Source organism: Colwellia sp. PAMC 20917, from assembly GCF_001767295.1.
GTDB lineage: Bacteria > Pseudomonadota > Gammaproteobacteria > Enterobacterales > Alteromonadaceae > Colwellia_A.
Map to the genome: position 1 here is coordinate 305,640 of NZ_CP014944.1, position 21,707 is coordinate 327,346.

Consider the following 21,707-nt stretch of genomic DNA (forward strand, 5'->3'; position numbering starts at 1 on the left):
TAGTCATATGTTACTCCGCCCAATACACTTGTGTATTGATATCTGGGTTTTGTAAAAATGCCCTTATTGGCATTTCTGTTTGATTGTTACTTGAAAGTGCTTTTTCTAAAACGACCTTTTTCCCGGCACCACAAACATGCAAAATAATATTTTTACTCTGCGCTAAATAAGCATAAGTAAAAGTTATACGGTCGTTAGGAGCTGTTTTGGGGACAACCTTCATTAGGGCATCTGTATTATCAAGCGCAAGTGCTGATGATATTTGCTCGCTACAAGGGAATAAAGAAGCCGTATGACCGTCTTCACCCATGCCAAGAATAAGCACATCTAAAGGCAATAACTGGCTTTTAGCGTCAGTATTTAATTGCACTAGAGTTGATTGATCACATTCACCCTCTTTTTTAAGGTGAAAAAATTGTGCAGCGGCTGCTTTATTTTTTAACAGGTTTTCATGTACCAAACGGGTATTACTTGCCTCAGACTCAAACTCAACCCAACGTTCGTCCGCTAACGTTACGGTTACGTTTTGCCAATCAATATCTTTAGTCGATAAAGCCGTAAAAAAACCTTTGGGTGTAGACCCGCCAGAAACAGCCAAACTTGCTTTACCTTTCTGACTCAAAGCGTTTGATAAAAGTTCAGCGACATTATTGGCTAAGGCATTATCTAAATCTGTTCGCTGAGCGAAATCGTTTAATTGGTACATAGTTATTTCCTGAAATTCACGTTATCTCTAAAATTTATTTATTCAACCCACTGGCGATCATCACGAGCGATCATAGAAAGAGAGGCAACGGGTCCCCAAGTTCCAGCAGGATAAGCTTTAGGTGCTTCATTACTTGTCTTCCAGGCTTCGATAATACTATCAGCCCAAGTCCAAGCCGCTTCGACTTCATCACGACTAACAAATAACGATTGATTACCGTTGATAACTTCTAGCATCAATCGTTCGTATGCATCGACAACACGCTGATTTTCATAAGTTTCTGAAAAACTCAAATCAAGCTTATTTTCTTGAATATGCATTTGTGAAGCAATACCTGGAATTTTATTCATCATCTGTAATTCAACGCCTTCGTCAGGCTGTAAACGAATCGTTAATTTATTTGCCGGTAGATCAGCATGGCTATCTTTAAAGATATTATGCGCTTGAGGTTTAAATTGCACCACTATCTCACTGTGCTTAGCAGGCATTCTTTTACCCGTACGAAGGTAAAAAGGCACGCCAGCCCAACGCCAATTATCAATTTCCGCTTTTATAGCAACAAAAGTTTCGGTATCACTTTTTTGATTGGCATCTTCTTCATTTAAGTAACCCGGCACTGGTAAACCATTTAAGTAACCATCGGCGTACTGACCGCGAACTGTTTTTTCTTTCACATTCAAGCGATTAATGGGCGCGAGAGCTTTAACTGCCTTTAACTTTTCAACACGAATACTTTCTGCACTTAAATCAGCAGGAGGCTCCATCGCTAAGAGTGATAAAATTTGTAATAAATGGTTTTGTATCATGTCGCGCATTTGCCCTGCGTCGTCATAAAAACCCCATCGTCCTTCAATTCCAACACTTTCAGCAACCGTTATCTGTACATGGTCAATACTATTACGGTCCCAGTTATTGGTAAAAAGTGAATTGGCAAAACGCAGTACTAATAGATTCAGTACGGTTTCTTTTCCTAGATAGTGATCGATACGATAAATTTGGTTTTCATTGAAATAACGAGAAACTTGATCGTTAATAACTTTTGATGATGCAAGGCAGTTGCCAATCGGTTTTTCCATCACAACACGGTCAGCGTCAGTAATAAGTTTAGCTGACTTTAAACCGTCGGTAATATCACCATAAATAGCAGGAGGCGTTGAAAAATAATAAACACGTGTATCATGGCCACCTTTTAACGTTGCAGCTAAGTTACTATAAGAGACAGTGTCTTTAAAATCTAACTGTTGATAAACCATACGGCTAATAAAACGAGCAAGTACTTCTTCGTTTAAGCCTTCTTTGACAAACTCAGTAAGATTCTCAATAACAAAAGCCGTAAATTCTTCTACCGAATGGTCTTGTCTGGCGACACCTAAAATTCGACTTTCTAAATTTAATAAGCCGGCTTGGTCTAATTGATATAAAGCGGGTAATAATTTGCGACGAGACAAGTCACCAAGTGCACCAAAAATAACAATTTCACTGGCAGACTGAAGATCAGAACTTTTCATAAACAATATCTCTTTTTTTGGCTTTCTTTATTGAACACTGATAATAACTAAAATTACCTCATCAATAAACCTAGCACATATTGTAACTAAACTACATTTATCCATAATTTAACGGGTATATTGGCATCAGTAAAGAACTTTTTGTAATTAAATTACATTTTAGGTATTATGAATAAATAAAAGCTTTACGCGGCAATTTTACTCAAAGTTCATTGTTGGTTAGTGGTTATTCGTATGAAACATTAATTAAAGGTTTGCTAAAAATTGCCAATATGTTTTATATTAGCTGTAATTATGAAATAAATTTTCATTATTCTCGTCATTTAGACAGAAAATTAATTACAATTATTGTAAAAAGTAGGATTGACCGACATGAATATATTAGAAAAGATCGCCGACGAATTAGATACTTTCAGTAAATCTGAACGTAAGGTGGCAGAGGTAATATTGTCTTCTCCGGGTACCGTTATTCATGCCAGTATCGCTGCCTTAGCTAAACAAGCAAATATCAGTGAGCCTACTGTTAATAGGTTTTGTCGTCGTTTAGATACTAAAGGTTATCCCGATTTTAAACTTCATTTAGCCCAAAGTTTAGCCAACGGTACCCCTTATGTTAATAGGCATGTTGATGAAAACGATACGGCTGATGAATATACAGATAAAATTTTTGAATCAACCATGGCTAATCTTGAATTAGCCCGTAAAAGTTTAGATGCAAATGTGATCAACCGATCTGTTGATGTGTTAACACAAGCGAACAAAATATCATTTTTTGGCTTGGGCGCTTCCGCAGTTGTTGCTCATGATGCTTTAAATAAATTCTTTCGCTTTAATGTGCCAGTAGTTTATTTCGATGACATATTAATGCAACGTATGAGTGCTATAAATAGTCGCCAAGGTGATGTTGTTGTTGTAATTTCTCATACGGGGCGAACCAAGTCATTGGTTGAGGTCGCCAGTTTAGCAAAAGAAAATGATGCCATTGTTATCGGAATAACAACGGCGGGTAGTCCTCTGGCAAAAGAATGTAATATCGTTTTATCTGTTGATGTTGCTGAAGACACCGATTTATATATGCCTATGTCATCACGTATCGCTCAACTTGCATTGATTGATGTATTAGCAACAGGCTTTACCCTGAGACGTGGTACAAAATTTAGAGAAAACTTAAAGAAAGTTAAAGACAGTTTACGTAGCTCTCGTTTTGAGCGCAAAGACTAAACAGCATTATCGATGGCGACTAACACTGATTTGTTTATCGTCAAAATCAAACAATATTATAATAAGGATTAAGATGCCTAGAAGAACTAAAATTGTAGCGACCTTAGGGCCAGCCACTGACGACAGAGCCGTATTAAAAGAAGTATTAGCCGCTGGTGTAAATGTGGTTCGTTTAAACTTCTCTCATGGTATTCCACAAGATCATATTGACCGTGCCAACAATGTTCGCGAAATAGCTAAAGAATTGGGTATATATGTTGGTATCTTAGGTGATTTACAAGGCCCTAAAATACGCGTATCAACGTTTAAAAATGGTCCAATTAAATTAGCCATTGGTGATAAATTTGAACTTGACGCAGAATTGCCAAAAGGTGAAGGCTGCCAAGAGAAAGTGGGTATCGATTACAAAAAATTACCACAAGATGTCGTCCCTGGCGATATTCTTTTACTTGACGATGGTCGTGTACAATTAAAAGTTTTAAGTACACAAGGGCAATCAGTTTTCACCGAAGTAACGGTGGGTGGACCTTTATCAAACAATAAAGGTATTAATCGTCAAGGCGGTGGCTTAACAGCACCAGCATTAACAGCTAAAGATAAAGAAGATATTAAATTAGCCGCAAAAATTAATGTCGACTTCTTAGCGGTTTCTTTTCCTCGTGATGCTGCAGATATGCGTGAAGCACGTTTATTAGCGCAAGAAGCTGGTTGTGATGCACGCTTAGTGTCTAAAATTGAACGTGCAGAAGCAGTAAATGATGATAAAGTGCTTGATGAAATTATTCTAGCCTCTGACGTTGTCATGGTTGCTCGTGGTGATTTAGGTGTTGAAATTGGCGATGCTGCATTAGTCGGTAAGCAAAAACATATAATCGCTCGTAGTCGTCAGTTAAACCGTGTTGTTATTACCGCAACACAAATGATGGAGACCATGATTGAAAACCCTATGCCGACCCGTGCTGAAGTTATGGATGTTGCAAATGCCGTGCTTGATGGTACTGATGCAGTCATGCTCAGTGCTGAAACTGCTGCAGGTAAATACCCAGTAGAAACAGTAAAAGCGATGGCATCAGTATGTATCGGCGCCGAAGAGCATCGTTCAGTAAATATTTCAAACCACCGTAATGAACTCACTTTTTCTGAGATTTCAGAAACAATCGCAATGTCAGCCATGTATGCAGCTAATCACCTTGTGGGTGTTAAAGCTATTATATCATTGACTGAATCTGGACATACCAGCAAAATCATGTCTCGTATTACTTCAGGTTTGCCTATTTATTCTTTATCTCGTCATCAGAAAACATTAAATAAAACCGCTATTTATCGTGGTGTTTATCCTGTTGAATTTGACTCTACACATTTTCCTGATGAAGAATTATCTAATGCGGTACTCAATAAAGTCTTAACTAAAGCAGACTTAAAAGTTGACGACATAGTGATATTCACCCACGGTGATATGATGGAAACGGTTGGCGCAACTAATACGATGAAAGTATTAACAGTAACAAAAAAACATCTCAGCTAATCAATTGCTGTGACCCATTAAGGTAAAGCTTCAAGCGGTTACCTTAAGCTGGCAAGCAAAAAAGTTTAGATCCAAAAAGGTAGCTCAATAGCTACCTTTTTTTATGTGCAAAAGATAATCAAGGTAAATAATGACGGATGCAAAAAACTTCCTTAGAATAGATTTTACTAGATAAGGTTAAAAACTATTATGACGATAAAAAATATTGCAGTATTAACCAGTGGTGGCGATGCTCCCGGCATGAATGCGGCGATACGTGCGGTCGTACTTGCTGCGCATCACTATGCATTGCCCACGATTGGTTTTTTTTCTGGTTATAACGGTTTAATTGAAGCAAGTTCGACATTGCTAACACCTGCAAGTGTTAATGGCATTATCCACCGAGGAGGCACTATTTTAAAAAGTGCTCGCTGCCCCGCCATGCTCACTGAGCAAGGTTTAAAATCAGCCGCAGCAACCCTTAGAAAAGAACAAATAGACGCCTTAATCGTTATTGGCGGCGATGGCTCTTTTAACGGCTTACTGGCGTTAAATAAATATTGGTCAGGAGCTATTATAGGTATTCCAGGGACCATAGATAATGATATTGATGGTACAGATTTCACCATCGGCTTTTCTACTGCAGTCAATACCGGTATTGAAGCGATAGATAAAATACGTGACACGGCAGAAGCTTTTGAGCGAATTTTTATTGTTGAAGTCATGGGCAGGCGAAGTGGACACATCACTTTTAATGTCGGTATCGCCAGTGCAGCTGAGCAAATATTATCTTTTGAGAATTTTTCTCAAGCCGACGAGCAAGAAAAACTCAGTCATTTAGCTAAAGAAATCAAACAAGCACAGCACAATAGGCATGCCAGTTATATTATAGTTATTGCTGAGAACTTATGGCCCGGTGGCGCTGTACAGCTCGCTAAGCAATTAAAACAGACCGCAAACATTGACTGTACTGCATGTATACTTGGCTATATTCAACGAGGTGGTTCACCGGTAGCTAAAGACCGAATTTTAGCAACAAAAATGGGGGTTGCTGCAGTACAAGCGCTAATAGCAGGAAAGAGTAACGTTATGATTGGCGAACGTAATAATCAATTACTCACAGTCCCTCTGGACATAGCCGTTCAACATAAAGAAAAAGTCAGTGAAAGCTTAGTTTCAGCACAAGAAAATATTCTCGCCTTAACGGCGCAGTAACTGCCTAAAAAAAGCTTAAGCAACAGTCATAAGCTTTTAAGGTATCTATCAAGTCGCTGAGCTGAAATGACTTAAATACCGAGTTCTTTACACCATTGACAAGCGGCAACAAACTCTTGCTGAATATAGGTTTCGTCAAGTGAATACATTTCAATTAATTGCGTTATATTCTCACCATTACCCCTGATGTACTTAACCGTAAAATCAAGTAATTCGCCGAGTAAACCTGAGTGGTCAACTAGCGCGTTTTCAATTGGAATGGCGAGTGGCATTGTTTTAACGATTTCGTTAATCGGCATACGCAAAATAATTTCAATAGCACTTAATAAGCCGGTAATAAAAGCAAAATCACTGATCTCTTTAAAGGCACCTTCTTTGGCTAATGCCGTCATTAATTTTGCAGTAATGAGCGCCTGCTTAGAGATTTCATCGGTCTTGTCGGTGGTCAATTTAGATAAAGCAAGGATAGTCACAAACTGTTTAAGTTTATCTTCACCTAAATAGGCCGCGGCTTGTTTTAATGAAGTAATTTCAATACGAGTTGATGTTGCTACGTTATTAACCATTTTTAACAAGCCAACAGTTAAGTTAACATCATGACTGATAATCGTGGCAATGTTGTCAAAATCTAATGGTGAATGAAATGTTTCACTGATCAAATGCAGCATTTGTGTTTTGATTGGCGCAAGTGTTTGCCCCTCGACTATCTCAGGTTCGTGATAAAAGTACCCTTGATAGTAATCAAATCCTACTTCTGCTAAAGCTTGTAATTGAAAGTTAGTTTCAACTTTTTCTGCGGCAAGTTTAATGTTGTGATCTTTTAAACGCTCGATAACTTTATGTAGACGTTTCGGGTTAACTTTATCGGTATCAACTTTAATAATTGATATATATGGAAATAAAACATCCCACTTTTCATCAAGATCATATTCAGTTAACGCAACTTTATAACCTTTATCAAAATAAAACTTAACAATTTTAAACAAGCGTTCCGTTGGTACTTTATGGCCAACAAGTTCGATAACAATAGATTTTTTATCAAACATCAGCGGATATTTATTAATCAGACATTTTTCAGTAAAATTAATAAAAGCAAGTTTTCCCATACTGATAGAGCGAATGTCACCTTGTAGGTGATTTTGAATAATTAATTTTGAGCTAGCAACATCTGAATCAATGTCAGGAAATTGGTTATCTGCGCTATCTCTAAAGAGCAGCTCATAACCAATCGTGACATGGTTTCTATCAAGTATCGCTTGTCTTGCTATATAAGTGTTATACATATATCAGAGCTAAAATTTTATTAATTATTATTAACTTAAACATACCCTATTTTTCTTTGAATTGAAAAGTAATTAAGCCGCTAAGCCGTTATTTTATTGTCATTATTATTAGAAGCATTTATACGCTACTCAAATAAGCGAATGAAATCGGTAACCTATATACGGTTGATTAATTTCAGCTCTTTATTTAAGCCTAAATGGTGCGGTTAATAAAGCCTGCGCTAAAGGGATATCTTGATAGTGATTTTCACGAATATTATGAATAAATTTCAGCGTCTTAAAAGCATCAAACCAAACGACTAGCTGTTTATTAAACTGCTTTTCACTATTATTTATTTGTTTTTCAACAAAAGCTTCAAAACCTATTTGATTTAATGCGGTAACTATTGGCTCAGATAACGGTTCTAACCATGCGATTAAATCGCCGCGATAGTGCCATAAATTTGCAAAAGCAGACAATACAGCTTTGAGCAATGTAAATACTTGAGGATGGTAATAACAATAATCGAGGTGACTTGCTTGTAAATCAAGAATTTTTTGCACGGCAGGTCCAGTCCCAAAAGGCACCCGTTGAGACGTTCTGGCTTCAAGCGTGACTGTTACCTCTTCAATAAATTCAACAGCACCTAACTTAGCCAATTTGTTTATTAAATAAAAATCTTCTCCTGCACTGCGCTTTGGGAAACCACGAGCCTGAACATATACTTCCGCTTTAAACGCTAAAATACTCCCAATAGTAAAAAAGGCATAAGGTGAATCGGCATAATGTAAGCCCGCAACATAATAGCGTAAAGCGCTTTCATAAAGAAAATTAGCCTGATGAATGCTTTTATCTTCACTGCTATGCTTAAAGTTAAAACAGCAAACTACGGTATTTTTATCACGTGTATGTAAAGCGTTAAAATAATCATCGGGTAAGTAAGCATCGGCATCACTAGAACAGATCCAAGTTTGTCTGATCCGGTTTACTGAAATTAAATAAGCACTGAGATCAGTGCCTATTTTACGTGCCAGCCCTACGCCTTGCTCTTTATCGATAGCACGGGTAAAACGGTCAACCACTAGCAGCCATGTTTGACTTTGTGCTACCTTAATTAGGGTTAGGTTATCGTATTGCCAGCAGTTATCACCACAAGAAAGTGCATATTGATAAAGTGCTTTTTGTTGATTTATCTCTTTATAATTAGCCACTGAGTTATCTTCGCGTAAAGATTCAGTAACCGACCCGGCGATTGATTCGGTAATATGCTCGGTAATAGGTTCGTTAATGACCAGTACCATAAGTACCGGAGATTTTGAAAGTGGTGAAGCTAAAAAACGCTCAATAAAAGCGCTTGTTTCTTGATAAGCAGGAATAACCACAACATGGTCAACAGTAAACTCATCAGGTAACCCTGATTCATATTGAGTTAGTACCGCAACTTCACTTTCAGCATAGCGACTAAAATATTGGTTAAACACTTTTGACATCAGCTTACCCGTTAACCATTTATCGTTAAATAATTAATGCAGAGCCGCTCTAAAGGGAAGTTTTGCACAAATTTCAGCTTCTAATGTCAGTACTTCTTCTAAACGTATATTAACTTCGTCTTTATCAAAATATTCATAAGCGAGTTCGATAAACAAATTTTTATGCTTTTCTTCAGACTTTGCAATCGCGTCATATAAGACTTTGTCTTTACCTTCAGGCAATGCTTGGGCAATAAGCGAAAAACGTTCGTATCCTCGCGCCTCAATCACACCAGCAACGATTAATCTGTCCATAAAAAATACTTCTGCGCCATTACGAAAGGCTTTACGAATTTGCGTAATGTAAGGGTCTTTGGTGTCTGCGCCGAGCTGAATGCCACGCGCATTGATTAATTTTAACACTTGTTTAAAATGAATGAGCTCTTCTATCGCTAAGTCAGCCATAGCTTTAACCATATTTTTTCTATCGGGATAATGAGAGATCATTGACATCGCCATACCTGACGCTTTTTTTTCTGCGGTTGCATGATCAAGTAAAAAAGCATTGAAATCAGCAAGAGCAACTTGCGCCCATTCTTTTGGTGTATGGTATTTAAGTTCAAACATAAAACTACTTATTATTGAAAGAGGAAATTTGCCCGCTATTTTATAGGAAAATAGCGGGCGAACAAACATAAATGTTCACTTGTTTGTCAAAGTCGCGTTATGACTTACTTACTTAACTTTTTCAATCGTAAGCTCACTAATACCAGTAATAATAACCAGTAAATACTGCCACTACTTGATTGCTCAGGATCGGTTTTCTTGGCAACTTCAGCATTAGGCACTACGGCAACACCACCTGGGTCGTCGATAATACCGTTAACCAAACCATCCGCATCGTTTGCACCGCCATCTTCAATCAATAAGCGTACACATTGATGCCCTTCAGTTAAACCTGTCTGGTATAAAGCACTCTGTGGCGGTGGACATACATCGTTATCTGCTGGACTAGACGCTAAGGTATTTTTGCTGTTTTCAACAAAGTTTTGCCAACCACTGTCACGATTAAATTTCCGGTAAAGCGCATTTTGTGGAATACCATCATTTAACGGAATAACCACAGCAGCAGAGGCACCAAACGGAGTCACCTGATGAATTTCAAAGTCAAAGTAATCACTACGATGATCATAGGTATCCGTTGCGACTAAACCGGTTGCATCCATCTCTTGTTGTGTCATTTGCACGCCATCTGAAAACTGCTGTAACGCATATTTACCTAAGCGTAATTTTAAGCCTGGCTCAGTTTCCATTAATTTAGTTTGACCGGCATTAACATGTAATGGCTGCAAATAATCAATATCGTTATTATCTAAAAATGCCGGAACACCATCGTTATCGTCATCAGCATAACCTTCAATATTATCTGCGATACCATCACTGTCCGTATCACTACCATCGAGTCGAGCTAAAATGCTATTAACCGGAATACTAAGGCGATGAGTTTGTGACAATTCGCCACTGCCATTATCAGTAACACTGACTTCTACCGTAATTAATCCTCTTATTTCTTCAGGTAAAACAAAGTTGTCGGGTTGCAAATAGACCTTTAATTGACTGGCACTTATTTCGGCATTGATATACTCAGGCAATAACCAATTAATGATGTGTGAATCATTTGGATTAGCATCATTTATCTGTAGTTCTATGGTCACTTCACCTTGGTCTTTACTGATACTAGAAACCGCTATGTTATTTTGCGTCATGCGCAACTCTGTCACCGGTACAATGTTGGTTTCAGTAATAACAATGGTGTGGCTTTTATTAACACCGGCATTGATTTCATTGCCAAAACTGAGCACAAGCTGTTCATCACTTTCTGCTTGAAAGTCTTTATTAATCAAGATATCAATAAAGCCTGACGTGCCCTCGCTAATAACAATTTTATTGTCTGTTATCTTATAATCAAGGGCATCTACATTACCAGAAATAGCAAAAGGTAATTCAATAGGATAAGCAGGCGCTTTGCCTGATAAGACAACTTCAACCCGAGCCGTAGCACCCTCACCTATTGTTTGCGTCGCACTAAAGTTCACTAACGGATAAACATTAAGCACTTGTGGGGTGGTTGAAACATTACCAGCCTCATCAACCGCTCGCCATATAATATTGTACAAGCCTGAGGTAATATATTTTTGGCCGCGCTCAAAACCCACCGGTGTTAATGCACAACAGTTAGCGCCATCACGACCATCTTCAACATAAACGTCGGTTAACTGCACCAATTGTGTTTGTGTTAGCGCAGTAAAGGTATGTTCCGCATCAAGGTGAACTGCTTGTGGGACCGTTATCACTGGCGCATAATCGTCAATTAATGGATTGGTGTTGTTACGCTCTTCCTCAACATTTACCGTGCCGTCTGAATCTGTATCAATTAGTGCATCAGCATCGTTAAATGGGTTAAAACCATATTGAAGCTCAAAGACATCACTCATGCCGTCATTATCGTCATCAGGATCGGCATTATTACCTAAACCATCAACATCAAAATCTAGTGATTCTGTCGGGTTTAAAGGAAGTGCATCGATATAATCAAGTACGCCATCACCATCATCATCTATATCGTTTACGTTACCAATACCATCACCATCGGTATCCACACTTTCTATCGGATCGAGTGGGAAAGCATCGTCGATATCAAGCACACCGTCATTATCATCGTCACTATCGCTATTATTTCCAATACCGTCATTATCACTGTCACGTGATTCATTCGGGTCAAAGGGAAATAAATCAACGTTATCTAGGACACCATCATTATCGTCGTCAGTATCAAGTACATCACCAATACCATCGCCATCAGTGTCAAATATTTCTCCTGGATCAAACGGAAAAGCATCATCAGTATCAAGGATACTATCGTTGTCATCATCGGCATCAGCGTTATCGCCTAGACCATCACCATCTGAGTCTTGCCATTCAGTTGCATCTAATGGATATAAATCATTACTATCAAGATAACTGTCATTATCGTCATCGGTATCTGCATTATTACCTATGCCGTCATTATCGGTATCAAGTTTTTCATTAGCATCTAATGGAAAAGCATCTAGGCTATCAACTAAACCATCGTTGTCATCGTCACTGTCACTATTGTTACCAACAAGATCTCCATCGGTATCTTGCCACTCGTTCGGATCTAAAGGAAAAGGGTCGTTAGCATCGGGTTCACTATCACCATCATCATTGATATCAGCATTATTACCTGTGCCATCACCGTCGGTATCTAAATATTCGCTCACATCTAATGGAAAGGCATCAGCATTATCAGCAAAACCGTCACCATCATCATCTGGATCAGCGTTGTTACCAATACCATCGCCGTCAGTATCTATGCTTTCAGCCGCATTTAACGGAAATAAATCGATGTTATCTACAACACCATCATTGTCGTCATCATCATCGTTAGTTTCATTGGCTAAACCGTCACCATCCGTATCTGTTCTTGCTAACGGATCGGTTGGTCCGGGATCAACCGCATTGACAATACCATCGCCATCAATATCTGGATCGCTATTATCGCCGATAAAGTCGCCATCCAAATCATTCCATTCAGTTGCATCAAAAGGAAAAAGATCTATCGCATCAGGAATACCATCACCGACACCGGTAAAATCGTGCGTGTCATCATCAAGATCGGTATTATCAGCAACACCATCACCATCGGTATCTGTGGTTGCTAAGGGTAAAAGTGAGTTTGCCAGTGTTTCATTTACATCTAATATTCCATCGTTATCATCATCGGTATCGGTATTATTTCCTACGCCATCACCATCAGTATCAAGCCACTCACTTGCATCTAATGGAAATCTATCGACACCATCAGCTACATTGTCGCCGTCATCATCGGTATCAGCAACATTACCTATTCCATCACCGTCAGTATCAATATATTCGCTAGGGTCTAATGGAAAGACATCATCTAAACCATCGATAATACCATTGCCGTTAATGTCATCTAAAACGCCATCATTATCATCGTCGGCATCAGAGTTATTACCTATGCCATCAAAATCAGTATCTACTGACTCATTAACATTAAGCGGAAAAGGGTCACTGCTGTCTAAAACACCATCACCATCGTCGTCTGTATCGGCATTATTGCCTGTACCGTCACCATCAGTATCAACAAATTCAGTGCTATCAAGCGGAAAAGCATCATTTACATTTAAATGGCCATCGCCATCAATATCTGTATCACCATTATCGCCAACACCGTCACTGTCGGTGTCTAACCATTCACTCGCATTTAGCGGAAAATCATCGTTTATATCAAGGAAACCATCACCAACACCCGTACCATCGTGGGTGTCATCATCGGTATCAATATTATTATCGATACCATCACCATCGGTATCAAACCATCTTGAGGCATCATTGGGCCATACATCAATACCATTTGCGTAACTGTCACCATCACTATCATTATCAGCATTATCACCTATACCGTCGCTATCGGTATCAAGTGTTTCAGAATCATCGAGGGGAAACGCGTCATTGACATCTAAAATGCCATCGCCGTCATCATCGGTATCGGTATTATTACCTATGCCATCAAAATCAGTATCAAGCTGTTCAGTAGCATCAAGCGGAAAAGCATCATAGCGATCAATGATACCGTCACCATCATCATCAGTATCAGCGTTATTACCGATAGTATCACTGTCGGTATCATCCCACTCTGCAGGGTTAAGTGGGTATACATCGACTACATCAACAACCCCGTCACCATCATCATCAAGGTCAACCGTATTACAAAGTGTATCTCCATCGGTATTTAACCATTCGAAAGCGTTCTCGATAGCAGGATCATAAATATCGATAACAGCATCACCATCACGATTATTATCAAGGGGATTACCAACAGCATCAAAATCAGGGACACCATCTCCGTCATCATCAGGGTCTTTATTATTACCGACGCCATTTAAATCGGTGTCATACCATTCTGTAGCATCGCTTGGAAACAAGTCATAAGCACCGCCAATATTAACCGTATCATCATATCCATCGCCGTCGGCGTCAAGAAAAGGCGTAGGCAGAAGACATTGCACGGCTGCATGAGCAGAGAAGTTGATCATAATCGCTGATATAAGTAAAACAGCTTTTAAACGAATTCTTAATGGCATAAACATCCCCACCAATAGCAATATATTTTAAACTTACAGGTGTAAGTTATTACGTCTTGAAATTAACAAGACCACCTATTTAATGGTGATCATTATTAATATCTTCTTTAAACTTTAGCAAATATCATCAACAAAGACCTTAAATGCTAGGCTAGACAACTTTTTCTTTCCAACTTAATAATCTAAGCCTCGTCCAAAACGATAACTTAGACCAACATAAACAGATGTTATAGAACCAAATTCAGAAAAATTAGGTTGATGTTTAACACCTAGGTTTAATGCAGTATTTTTATTCAACTTATAATGGGCAACAACGCCTAGTACCATATTTATATCATTTTCTTGCGAAGGGTATATTTCCACTGTATCTGAACTGTTTGGGTCGGTATAGGTAAGTTTATTTTCAGTGAGCGCTAGTGAAGCACCCAGTTGATATTCAATCGTTAATTTTTTGAAAAAGGCATTATAGCTTTGTATCTTATGACGATAACTAACAAGCCCATCAATGGTATTAATTTTAAAAAAACGTTCGTCGGTTATGGTGAAAGGTAAATCATATTTTACTTTTTCTAAGTTATTATAAGAAGCAGTCCAATAGAAATTTCCGCCTTTAGTAAAGCTGTCTGCTAAAGAAAAACTATAACCTTGGCTGTTAGCGTCTTGACCTTTGTGAATGTTACCTGCTACTTCTAAAGCATTAACATTGTATGAAAAAAGACTTGAAGCAATAAAAATACCGCCAACGGCAAAAGTTTTCCGCAGCTTACTTAAATTTTTAACCATTATATTTCTTCCCAAATGAGAGTGTTGCAATATTAAATTTTCTTGTTCGTTGTTATCTATATTAATTTTCACTATTGATACCACCATCAAAAATTTGACTCTTTATTGCATTCATATCAAATGCATAATCTATTTTATAAATATGCAATTTTTAAACCATAAAAATTTTAAAATATAAACAAATATATGCTAATGTTATTTTTTGTGAATATATATTTAAGCGATAAGTTAGCTATGTTTAGAGTGATTAATAATATTATTGACCGCTGTTTCTTCACTGTAACATTTATAGTAGGTGTGCAATTACCGGCATTTATCATTCAATATAAACATCGCCTGTCCGGACACTTATCTGAAGCAAAACTGCACCTAGTAGAATTTCAAAACATTGCAGATCTGCACTACCAAGGTAATTTATCAGCGATGATAACGAAGTATCAAGCTAATTCTGAGCCGTCAATAGTCAATACTGCCGAAATTATTGACCAATTAGTCATACGGGTTGAGTATTTACAGTCTCAACTTAGCGTGATAACTAACGACGTTTATATTGAACGGATTTATAACTTTATTGTTTATGCCGATAAAGTCATTATTAAAGATACCTTAACTGATTTTTCACTGACTATCCCACTGGAAATAAATGCACTCAGTACTGGAGCGGTCATCGCTATTGCTGGTTTAATAGCGAAGGAAATAATTGTTTCTTTGCTCAAGTTACTAGCTAAAAAGATGTCACCAAGTCATCAAAAAAGTTCACACTAAAGCAAGATAGTTAAGCGCTACTCTAGATCACGCAGAGAGACAGATTGATACCCTAACTAAACGATATAAATAAAGGCTATCCTTGCCACCCATACTTGGCTCTATCTTATCTATCCCTGCTTTCTCGCAAGCATAAAAAAAGGTTGCCGTAGCAACCTTCTATAAACATCATCTCATCTATTATTGAATACATAGAAAAGCATGCTCTAACGTTATACGTTATTAATTAGCCGTTACCGTTTTCAACGCGACTCTTTAATTTTTGTCCAGGACGGAAAGTAACAACTTTACGAGCAGAAATTGGAATATCTTCACCCGTTTTAGGGTTACGACCTGGGCGTTCGCTTTTAACACGAAGATCGAAGTTACCAAAACCTGAAAGCTTAACTTGTTCGCCACTTTCTAACGTTTCGCGTATTTCTTCAAAAAACACCTCAACCATATCTTTTGCGTCGCGTTTGCTCAGCCCAACTTTCTCGAATAAATGTTCTGCTACTTCTGCTTTAGTAAGCGCCATTACCTAATTCCTCAGTGATGCATTTAGCTCAGTTTCTAATGTGTCTACGACACGTTCAACGACTTCATTAATGTCTTTTTCTTCGAGGGTTTTATCACAATCCTGTAAAGTCATCGCTATCGCTAAGCTCTTAAACCCTTCTTCAATACCATTTCCTCGGTATACGTCAAACAAGTTTAGATCAACTAAATAATTTCCGCCAACCTTTTCAATAAGTTGTAAGACATTATTTGCATTAATTTGCTCTTCAACGATCACTGCTATGTCACGTCTATTGGCAGGAAAGCGAGATATATCACCAGCTTCAGGGATTTGTTGTGTTGAAATTTCAGACAATAATAGCTCAAAAATAAATGTACGACCGTTTAGTCCTAATTTTCTTTCTAATTCAGGATGTAAGGTACCAACATGTCCCACTAGCACACCATTCTTATGGATTGCGGCGGTTTGGCCAGGATGAAGTGCGACTATTTCATCTTTTGAAAACTGATATAACGAAGCATCGCCCGTAAGAGCCAGTAAGGCTTCTACGTCTGATTTAATATCAAAAAAATCACTTGCAGACTTTTCCATATCCCAATGTTCTTCATTACGCTGGCCGGTCACAACACCTGCAAACATTTGTTCTTGTCGAACACCGTTTTCTGCGGCTTCATCTGGAACAAAACGTAAACCTGTTTCAAATAAACGGATGCGAGATTGCTGGCGGTTCTGGTTGTAAATAACCGATTGCAATAAGCCTGTCCACATACTTAAACGCATCACCGACATTTCAGAAGAAATGGGATGCGGTAAAGTCATCACCGCTTGTTCAGGGTGAATAAGCGCTTGAACTTTTGGGTCAACAAAACTATAAGTTATTGCTTCTTGATATCCACGATTAACCATAACGTTGCGTAAACGTTTCAACGGAATGAACTTTTCTTTTTGTTCGCGCATCGCCAACGTTGCTTTAGGCGACACATTTGGAATATTGTTGTAACCAAAAATACGCGCAACTTCTTCAATTAAGTCGACTTCAACTTTAATATCAAAACGATATGCTGGTACCACTACGGTCCAAATATCATTTACAAAGGCAATGTCGAAACCTAAACGCGTTAAAATTTCAGTCACTTTAGCATCTTCAATATGATGACCAATGCGTCCATCAAGTTTTTCGCGGCGTAAGGTTACTGTTTTTTCTTTTGGTAAATGTTCATCACTTAATGCTTCAACGATAGGTCCTGCTTGGCCACCGACAATAGCTAATAATAAGGTCGTTGCACGTTCCATAGCACTACGCTGCAATTCAGGGTCAATACCACGTTCGTAACGATGTGATGAATCAGTATGTAAACCATATTGGCGGGCTTTACCTAAAATAGCCAAAGGAGCAAAGAAAGCACTTTCTAAGAAAATATCAGTTGATTTTTCTTCTTCATCGGATTTAACACCCGATTCTTTTCCGCCAAAAATGCCAGCCATCGCTAAGGCTTTACTTTCATCAGCAATCACTAATGTTTCGCTCGAAAGCGTCACTTCATTACCGTCAAGTAAAACAAGTTTTTCACCTGATGTAGCAAAACGAACATTAATACCACCATCGATTTTTGATAAATCAAAAGCGTGCATCGGATGCCCTTGCTCAAGCAACACGTAATTAGTTACATCGACAACGGGGTCAATTGAGCGTGTTCCACAACGGCGTAATTTTTCTACCATCCATAACGGTGTTTTAGCGGTTACATCTATATTTTTAATCACTCGTCCTAAATAACGTGGACAAGCTTGTGGTGCAGATAAAGTGATGTCACGCACATCATCAATTGTTGCAACAACAGCAACAATTTCAGGTTCAGTAATGTTAACACTATTTAACACCCCAACTTCGCGTGCTAAACCTTTAAGGCCTAGACAATCACCACGGTTAGCAGTTAAATCAACATCGATGGTAACGTCATTTAAGTCTAAGTATTCACGAACACACATACCGATTGGAGCATCGGAGGCAAGCTCCATAATACCGTCAGCACTTTCAGACAAGCCAATTTCTGACTCGCTACACAACATGCCATGAGAAGGCACGCCACGCAATTTAGCTTTTTTAATTTTAAAGTCACCCGGTAAAACTGCGCCAACCGTTGCAACAGCAACTTTGAGGCCTAAACGACAGTTTTTAGCGCCACAAACGATGTCAACTAACTCGCCATCATTAAACTCGCTACCTAGGTTTATTTTTGTTACTTGTAATTTGTCTGCGTCAGGGTGAGGCCCACATTCAACAACTTCACCAATTAATACACCGGTAAATTCACCCGCAACAGGTTCTACAGCGTCAACTTCTAAGCCGGCCATAGTTATTTGGTGAGCTAACTCACTCGATGAAATAGCAGGATTAACCCACTCACGTAACCAAGATTCACTAAATTTCATTGTTGGCTTTCCTACTTGAACTGTTTTAAGAAGCGAAGATCATTTTCGAAGAATGAACGTAAATCGTTTACACCGTAGCGCAACATGGTTAAGCGTTCAACGCCCATACCAAAAGCAAAACCTGTGTATACTTCAGGGTCAATACCTACTGATTTTAAAACGTTAGGATGAACCATACCGCAACCTAAAACTTCTAACCATTTACCATTTTTGCCCATAATATCGACTTCTGCTGAAGGTTCAGTAAAAGGGAAATAAGAAGGACGGAAACGAATTTCAACTTCTTCTTCAAAAAAGTGATGTAAGAAGTCGTGTAAAATACCTTTAAGATGCGTAAAGCTAACATCTTTATCAACCATTAAGCCTTCAACTTGGTGGAACATTGGCGTATGCGTTTGATCGTAATCATTACGATAAACTTTGCCCGGAGATATAATACGTAAAGGCGGCTGCTCTTTTTCCATAGTACGAATTTGTACACCAGAAGTCTGTGTACGTAAAACTAACTTAGGATTGAAGTAAAAAGTGTCATGGTCTTGACGTGCAGGATGGTGCTCTGGAATATTCAGTGCATCAAAATTATGAAAATCGTCTTCAACTTCAGGACCTTCTTTAACAGAAAAACCTAAATCACCAAAAAAGCTTTCTATACGCTCAATAGTACGTGTTACTGGGTGTAAACCACCTAGGTCATTACTTCGCCCTGGCAATGTTACATCAATAGACTCAGCAGCTAACTGTTTAGCAATAACCTCTGCACGTAATAACTCACCACGTTCGGTTAATAATTTTTGTACTTGCTGCTTAGCAATATTGATCACTTGCCCTGCTTTAGGCTTTTCTTCTTTAGGTAATTTACTTAAGCCCTTCATTTGCTCAGTGAACAAACCTTTCTTACCTAAAAAATTAACGCGAACTTGATCAAGCTCTACTGGATCTTTTGCTGCAGAAATAGCTTGTTCTGCCTGCAATATTATATCGTCTAAATTCATGAGTTCCTCTAAAACGGCTCTAAAACCGTTCAGTAAATTTGAAGGTTTTGGCTAGACTGATGGTATTAATATAAATGGTGTATGATTTTACACAAAAATCAATTGATTATGTAGTGAAAAGAGTGCTTTTACTGAAAAAACAGCTCAGATAAGAAAAAGGCCTCTATTTCAATAAAGGCCTGGCTGTTTTTTGACGTCTAAATCACAAAATTTAACTACAAATTATACCCTGATTCATCATGTTCAATTAAATCAAGGCCCGTTATTTCCTGTTCTTTATCAACCCTTAAGCCTTTAGTCATCAAGGAAACAAGCTTAAACAACACGTAAGAGACAACCGCCGTATAAACAATAACAGCGCCAATTCCCACTAATTGAACACTGACCTGCCCTAACATCGTGGTGATACCCTCTGCATAACCATAGCCACTAAAAGCGCCTAGCTCTGTAGAAGAAAACACACCCGCTAATAAAGTGCCTAAAATACCCCCGACACCATGCACGGGAAAAACATCTAAAGAATCGTCAATTTTTAACTTTTGTTTAATATAGACCGTTGAATAAAAACAAATAAAACCCGCAGAAATCCCTATAACGAGTGCGCCACCTGGGCCAACAAAACCTGATGCAGGTGTTATTGTCCCTAACCCGGCAACCATGCCCGTTACCGCGCCTAAGACACTCGCTTTACCAAATTTTTTCCATTCAATAGCCGCCCAAGTCAGTGCACCTGCTGAAGCGGATAAATGCGTGACTAACATGGCCATTGCTGCGTCACCATTGGCGGCTAAGGCACTACCACCATTAAAACCAAACCAACCTACCCAAAGCAAACCTGCCCCCGTAATAGTCATGGTTAAGTTATGTGGCAACATAGGCGTTCGAGGGAAACCATATCGAGGACCTAAAACAACAGCAGCAACCAATGCGGCAACACCACAGGTAATATGCACCACAATACCACCGGCAAAATCATAAATGCCCATTTGGCCTAACCAACCGCCGCCCCAAACCCAATGAGTTACCGGAGCATAAACCGCTAGCAACCATAAGCCACTAAAGATTAAGACTGCAGAAAACTTCATTCTTTCTGCATAAGCGCCAATAATAAGTGCTGGAGTAATAACCGCAAACGTCATTTGAAATAAAGCAAACAAGCTTTCTGGAATATCACCAACAAGGGTTTCTTTGGTTATTCCCATCATAAGTACTTTGCTAAAATCACCTATCCACGCATTACCTTCACCAAAGGCTAAGCTATAACCGACCACAAACCAAAGTATCGAAGAAAGAGCAGCAATTGAAAAACACTGCATAAGAATAGAAAGAATATTTTTACGTCGAACTAATCCACCGTAAAATAAAGCGAGTCCGGGTAAGGTCATCATTAAAACTAGAGCGGTTGATGTAAGGATCCACGCCGTATTTGCGCCGTTCAATTCGCCATTGCTGGCAAAACTTGGCAATGCGACCGCGGACAAAAGTAAAACAAAAAGTGTTAATACTTTATTCATCGTTATGCTTGAGTGCAACTGTTTAAATAGCTTCATTATCTGTTTCACCTGTTCTGATCCTAACAATATGTTCGATGTTAGTGACAAATATCTTACCGTCACCTATTTTTCCTGTTTGCGCTGTTTCAAGAATAGTGTCGATAACACGCTCAACCATTTCATCCTTAACAGCGAGCTCAAGTTTCATTTTTGGTAAAAAATCGACAACATATTCTGCACCACGGTAAAGTTCAGTATGACCTTTTTGTCGGCCAAAACCATTAACTTCACTTAACGTTAATCCTTCTAGACCTATCTCACTGAGTGCTTCACGAACATCATCGAGTTTAAAAGGTTTGATTATTGCGGTTATCAACTTCATTTGTTCACCTTTAGTGCATATTATTTAAGATTGTTTATATAAATTTATTTAAGCACCATTTGTGCCCAAAGAGACAATCAACTAAAAAACAATAAGTTAAAAAATAATAATTAATATTACACCGCTCAAATGCACCAAAATGTTGCACACAAACACAACCCAAACACCATATTGGTGCGCAGATTATGACCATTAGTCAGATTCTATGTTTTAGAAAAGGTATAAAGGGCAAAATTAAAAGTTTAGTATTAGCAAAGGCTAGAGATGATAAATAACGCACAAAAA

At 38.5% G+C, this 21,707-nt stretch carries 16 protein-coding genes; 4 read left to right on the forward strand and 12 right to left on the reverse strand.

What is annotated here, in order from left to right:
* Positions 1-10: 10 nt before the first annotated feature.
* Positions 11-706: a 6-phosphogluconolactonase gene (gene pgl, locus A3Q34_RS01370; RefSeq protein WP_070373729.1), complete on the reverse strand. Its 696-nt coding sequence runs from the start codon at positions 704-706 to the stop codon at positions 11-13.
* 38 nt (positions 707-744) lie between these two features.
* Entirely contained in the window at positions 745-2,214 is a 1,470-nt protein-coding gene (gene zwf / locus A3Q34_RS01375; RefSeq protein WP_070373730.1) for a glucose-6-phosphate dehydrogenase, read from the reverse strand.
* Between the two features lie 372 nt (positions 2,215-2,586).
* On the opposite strand from zwf, the gene A3Q34_RS01380 reads away from it, so the two are divergent.
* The 3 genes from A3Q34_RS01380 (at position 2,587) to A3Q34_RS01390 (ending at position 6,154) form a co-directional block, all read left to right on the forward strand.
* Positions 2,587-3,435: a MurR/RpiR family transcriptional regulator gene (locus A3Q34_RS01380; protein WP_070373731.1), complete on the forward strand. Its 849-nt coding sequence runs from the start codon at positions 2,587-2,589 to the stop codon at positions 3,433-3,435.
* A gap of 73 nt (positions 3,436-3,508) precedes the next feature.
* Entirely contained in the window at positions 3,509-4,960 is a 1,452-nt protein-coding gene (gene pyk / locus A3Q34_RS01385; RefSeq protein ID WP_070373732.1) for a pyruvate kinase, read from the forward strand.
* Positions 4,961-5,149: 189 nt separating this feature from the next.
* Entirely contained in the window at positions 5,150-6,154 is a 1,005-nt protein-coding gene (locus A3Q34_RS01390; RefSeq protein ID WP_070373733.1) for an ATP-dependent 6-phosphofructokinase, read from the forward strand.
* 71 nt (positions 6,155-6,225) lie between these two features.
* Here A3Q34_RS01390 and A3Q34_RS01395 read toward each other — a convergent pair whose 3' ends face one another.
* The 5 genes from A3Q34_RS01395 to A3Q34_RS01415 all read right to left on the reverse strand — a co-directional run bounded on the left by A3Q34_RS01395 (position 6,226) and on the right by A3Q34_RS01415 (position 14,858).
* A complete protein-coding gene (locus A3Q34_RS01395; RefSeq protein ID WP_070373734.1) occupies positions 6,226-7,437 on the reverse strand; it encodes an EAL and HDOD domain-containing protein in 1,212 nt (403 codons plus the stop codon).
* Positions 7,438-7,620: 183 nt separating this feature from the next.
* The gene (locus tag A3Q34_RS01400) at positions 7,621-8,907 is read right to left on the reverse strand and encodes a hypothetical protein (RefSeq protein ID WP_070373735.1); all 1,287 of its coding nucleotides are present in this window, start codon (positions 8,905-8,907) and stop codon (positions 7,621-7,623) included.
* A 33-nt stretch (positions 8,908-8,940) separates the two neighbouring features.
* Positions 8,941-9,513, reverse strand: coding sequence for a tRNA-(ms[2]io[6]A)-hydroxylase (locus tag A3Q34_RS01405; protein WP_070376952.1), 573 nt, complete (start codon positions 9,511-9,513; stop codon positions 8,941-8,943).
* Between the two features lie 104 nt (positions 9,514-9,617).
* The gene (locus A3Q34_RS01410) at positions 9,618-14,075 is read right to left on the reverse strand and encodes a thrombospondin type 3 repeat-containing protein (protein WP_070373736.1); all 4,458 of its coding nucleotides are present in this window, start codon (positions 14,073-14,075) and stop codon (positions 9,618-9,620) included.
* Positions 14,076-14,249: 174 nt separating this feature from the next.
* A complete protein-coding gene (locus A3Q34_RS01415) occupies positions 14,250-14,858 on the reverse strand; it encodes a hypothetical protein (protein ID WP_157470729.1) in 609 nt (202 codons plus the stop codon).
* 204 nt (positions 14,859-15,062) lie between these two features.
* Between A3Q34_RS01415 and A3Q34_RS01420 the strand changes: the two genes are divergently transcribed.
* The gene (locus tag A3Q34_RS01420) at positions 15,063-15,623 is read left to right on the forward strand and encodes a DUF2937 family protein (RefSeq protein ID WP_197517635.1); all 561 of its coding nucleotides are present in this window, start codon (positions 15,063-15,065) and stop codon (positions 15,621-15,623) included.
* Positions 15,624-15,849: 226 nt separating this feature from the next.
* On the opposite strand, the gene A3Q34_RS01425 is transcribed toward A3Q34_RS01420, so the two are convergent.
* From A3Q34_RS01425 to A3Q34_RS01445, 5 genes are all read right to left on the reverse strand, one after another.
* Positions 15,850-16,140 carry an integration host factor subunit alpha gene (locus A3Q34_RS01425; RefSeq protein WP_070373739.1) on the reverse strand — a complete coding sequence of 97 codons (291 nt, stop codon included), beginning with the start codon at positions 16,138-16,140 and terminating at the stop codon, positions 15,850-15,852.
* A gap of 3 nt (positions 16,141-16,143) precedes the next feature.
* Complete coding sequence (gene pheT, locus A3Q34_RS01430; protein WP_070373740.1) at positions 16,144-18,555, reverse strand: phenylalanine--tRNA ligase subunit beta; 2,412 nt, start codon at positions 18,553-18,555, stop codon at positions 16,144-16,146.
* A gap of 11 nt (positions 18,556-18,566) precedes the next feature.
* Entirely contained in the window at positions 18,567-19,547 is a 981-nt protein-coding gene (pheS, locus tag A3Q34_RS01435) for a phenylalanine--tRNA ligase subunit alpha (protein WP_070373741.1), read from the reverse strand.
* Between the two features lie 215 nt (positions 19,548-19,762).
* Positions 19,763-21,097 (reverse strand): ammonium transporter, encoded by a 1,335-nt coding sequence (locus A3Q34_RS01440; protein ID WP_083277852.1) that lies wholly within the window; start codon positions 21,095-21,097, stop codon positions 19,763-19,765.
* Positions 21,084-21,422 carry a P-II family nitrogen regulator gene (locus A3Q34_RS01445; RefSeq protein ID WP_070373742.1) on the reverse strand — a complete coding sequence of 113 codons (339 nt, stop codon included), beginning with the start codon at positions 21,420-21,422 and terminating at the stop codon, positions 21,084-21,086. Before A3Q34_RS01445 ends, A3Q34_RS01440 begins: the two co-directional genes overlap by 14 nt.
* Between the last annotated feature and the right edge of the window lie 285 nt (positions 21,423-21,707).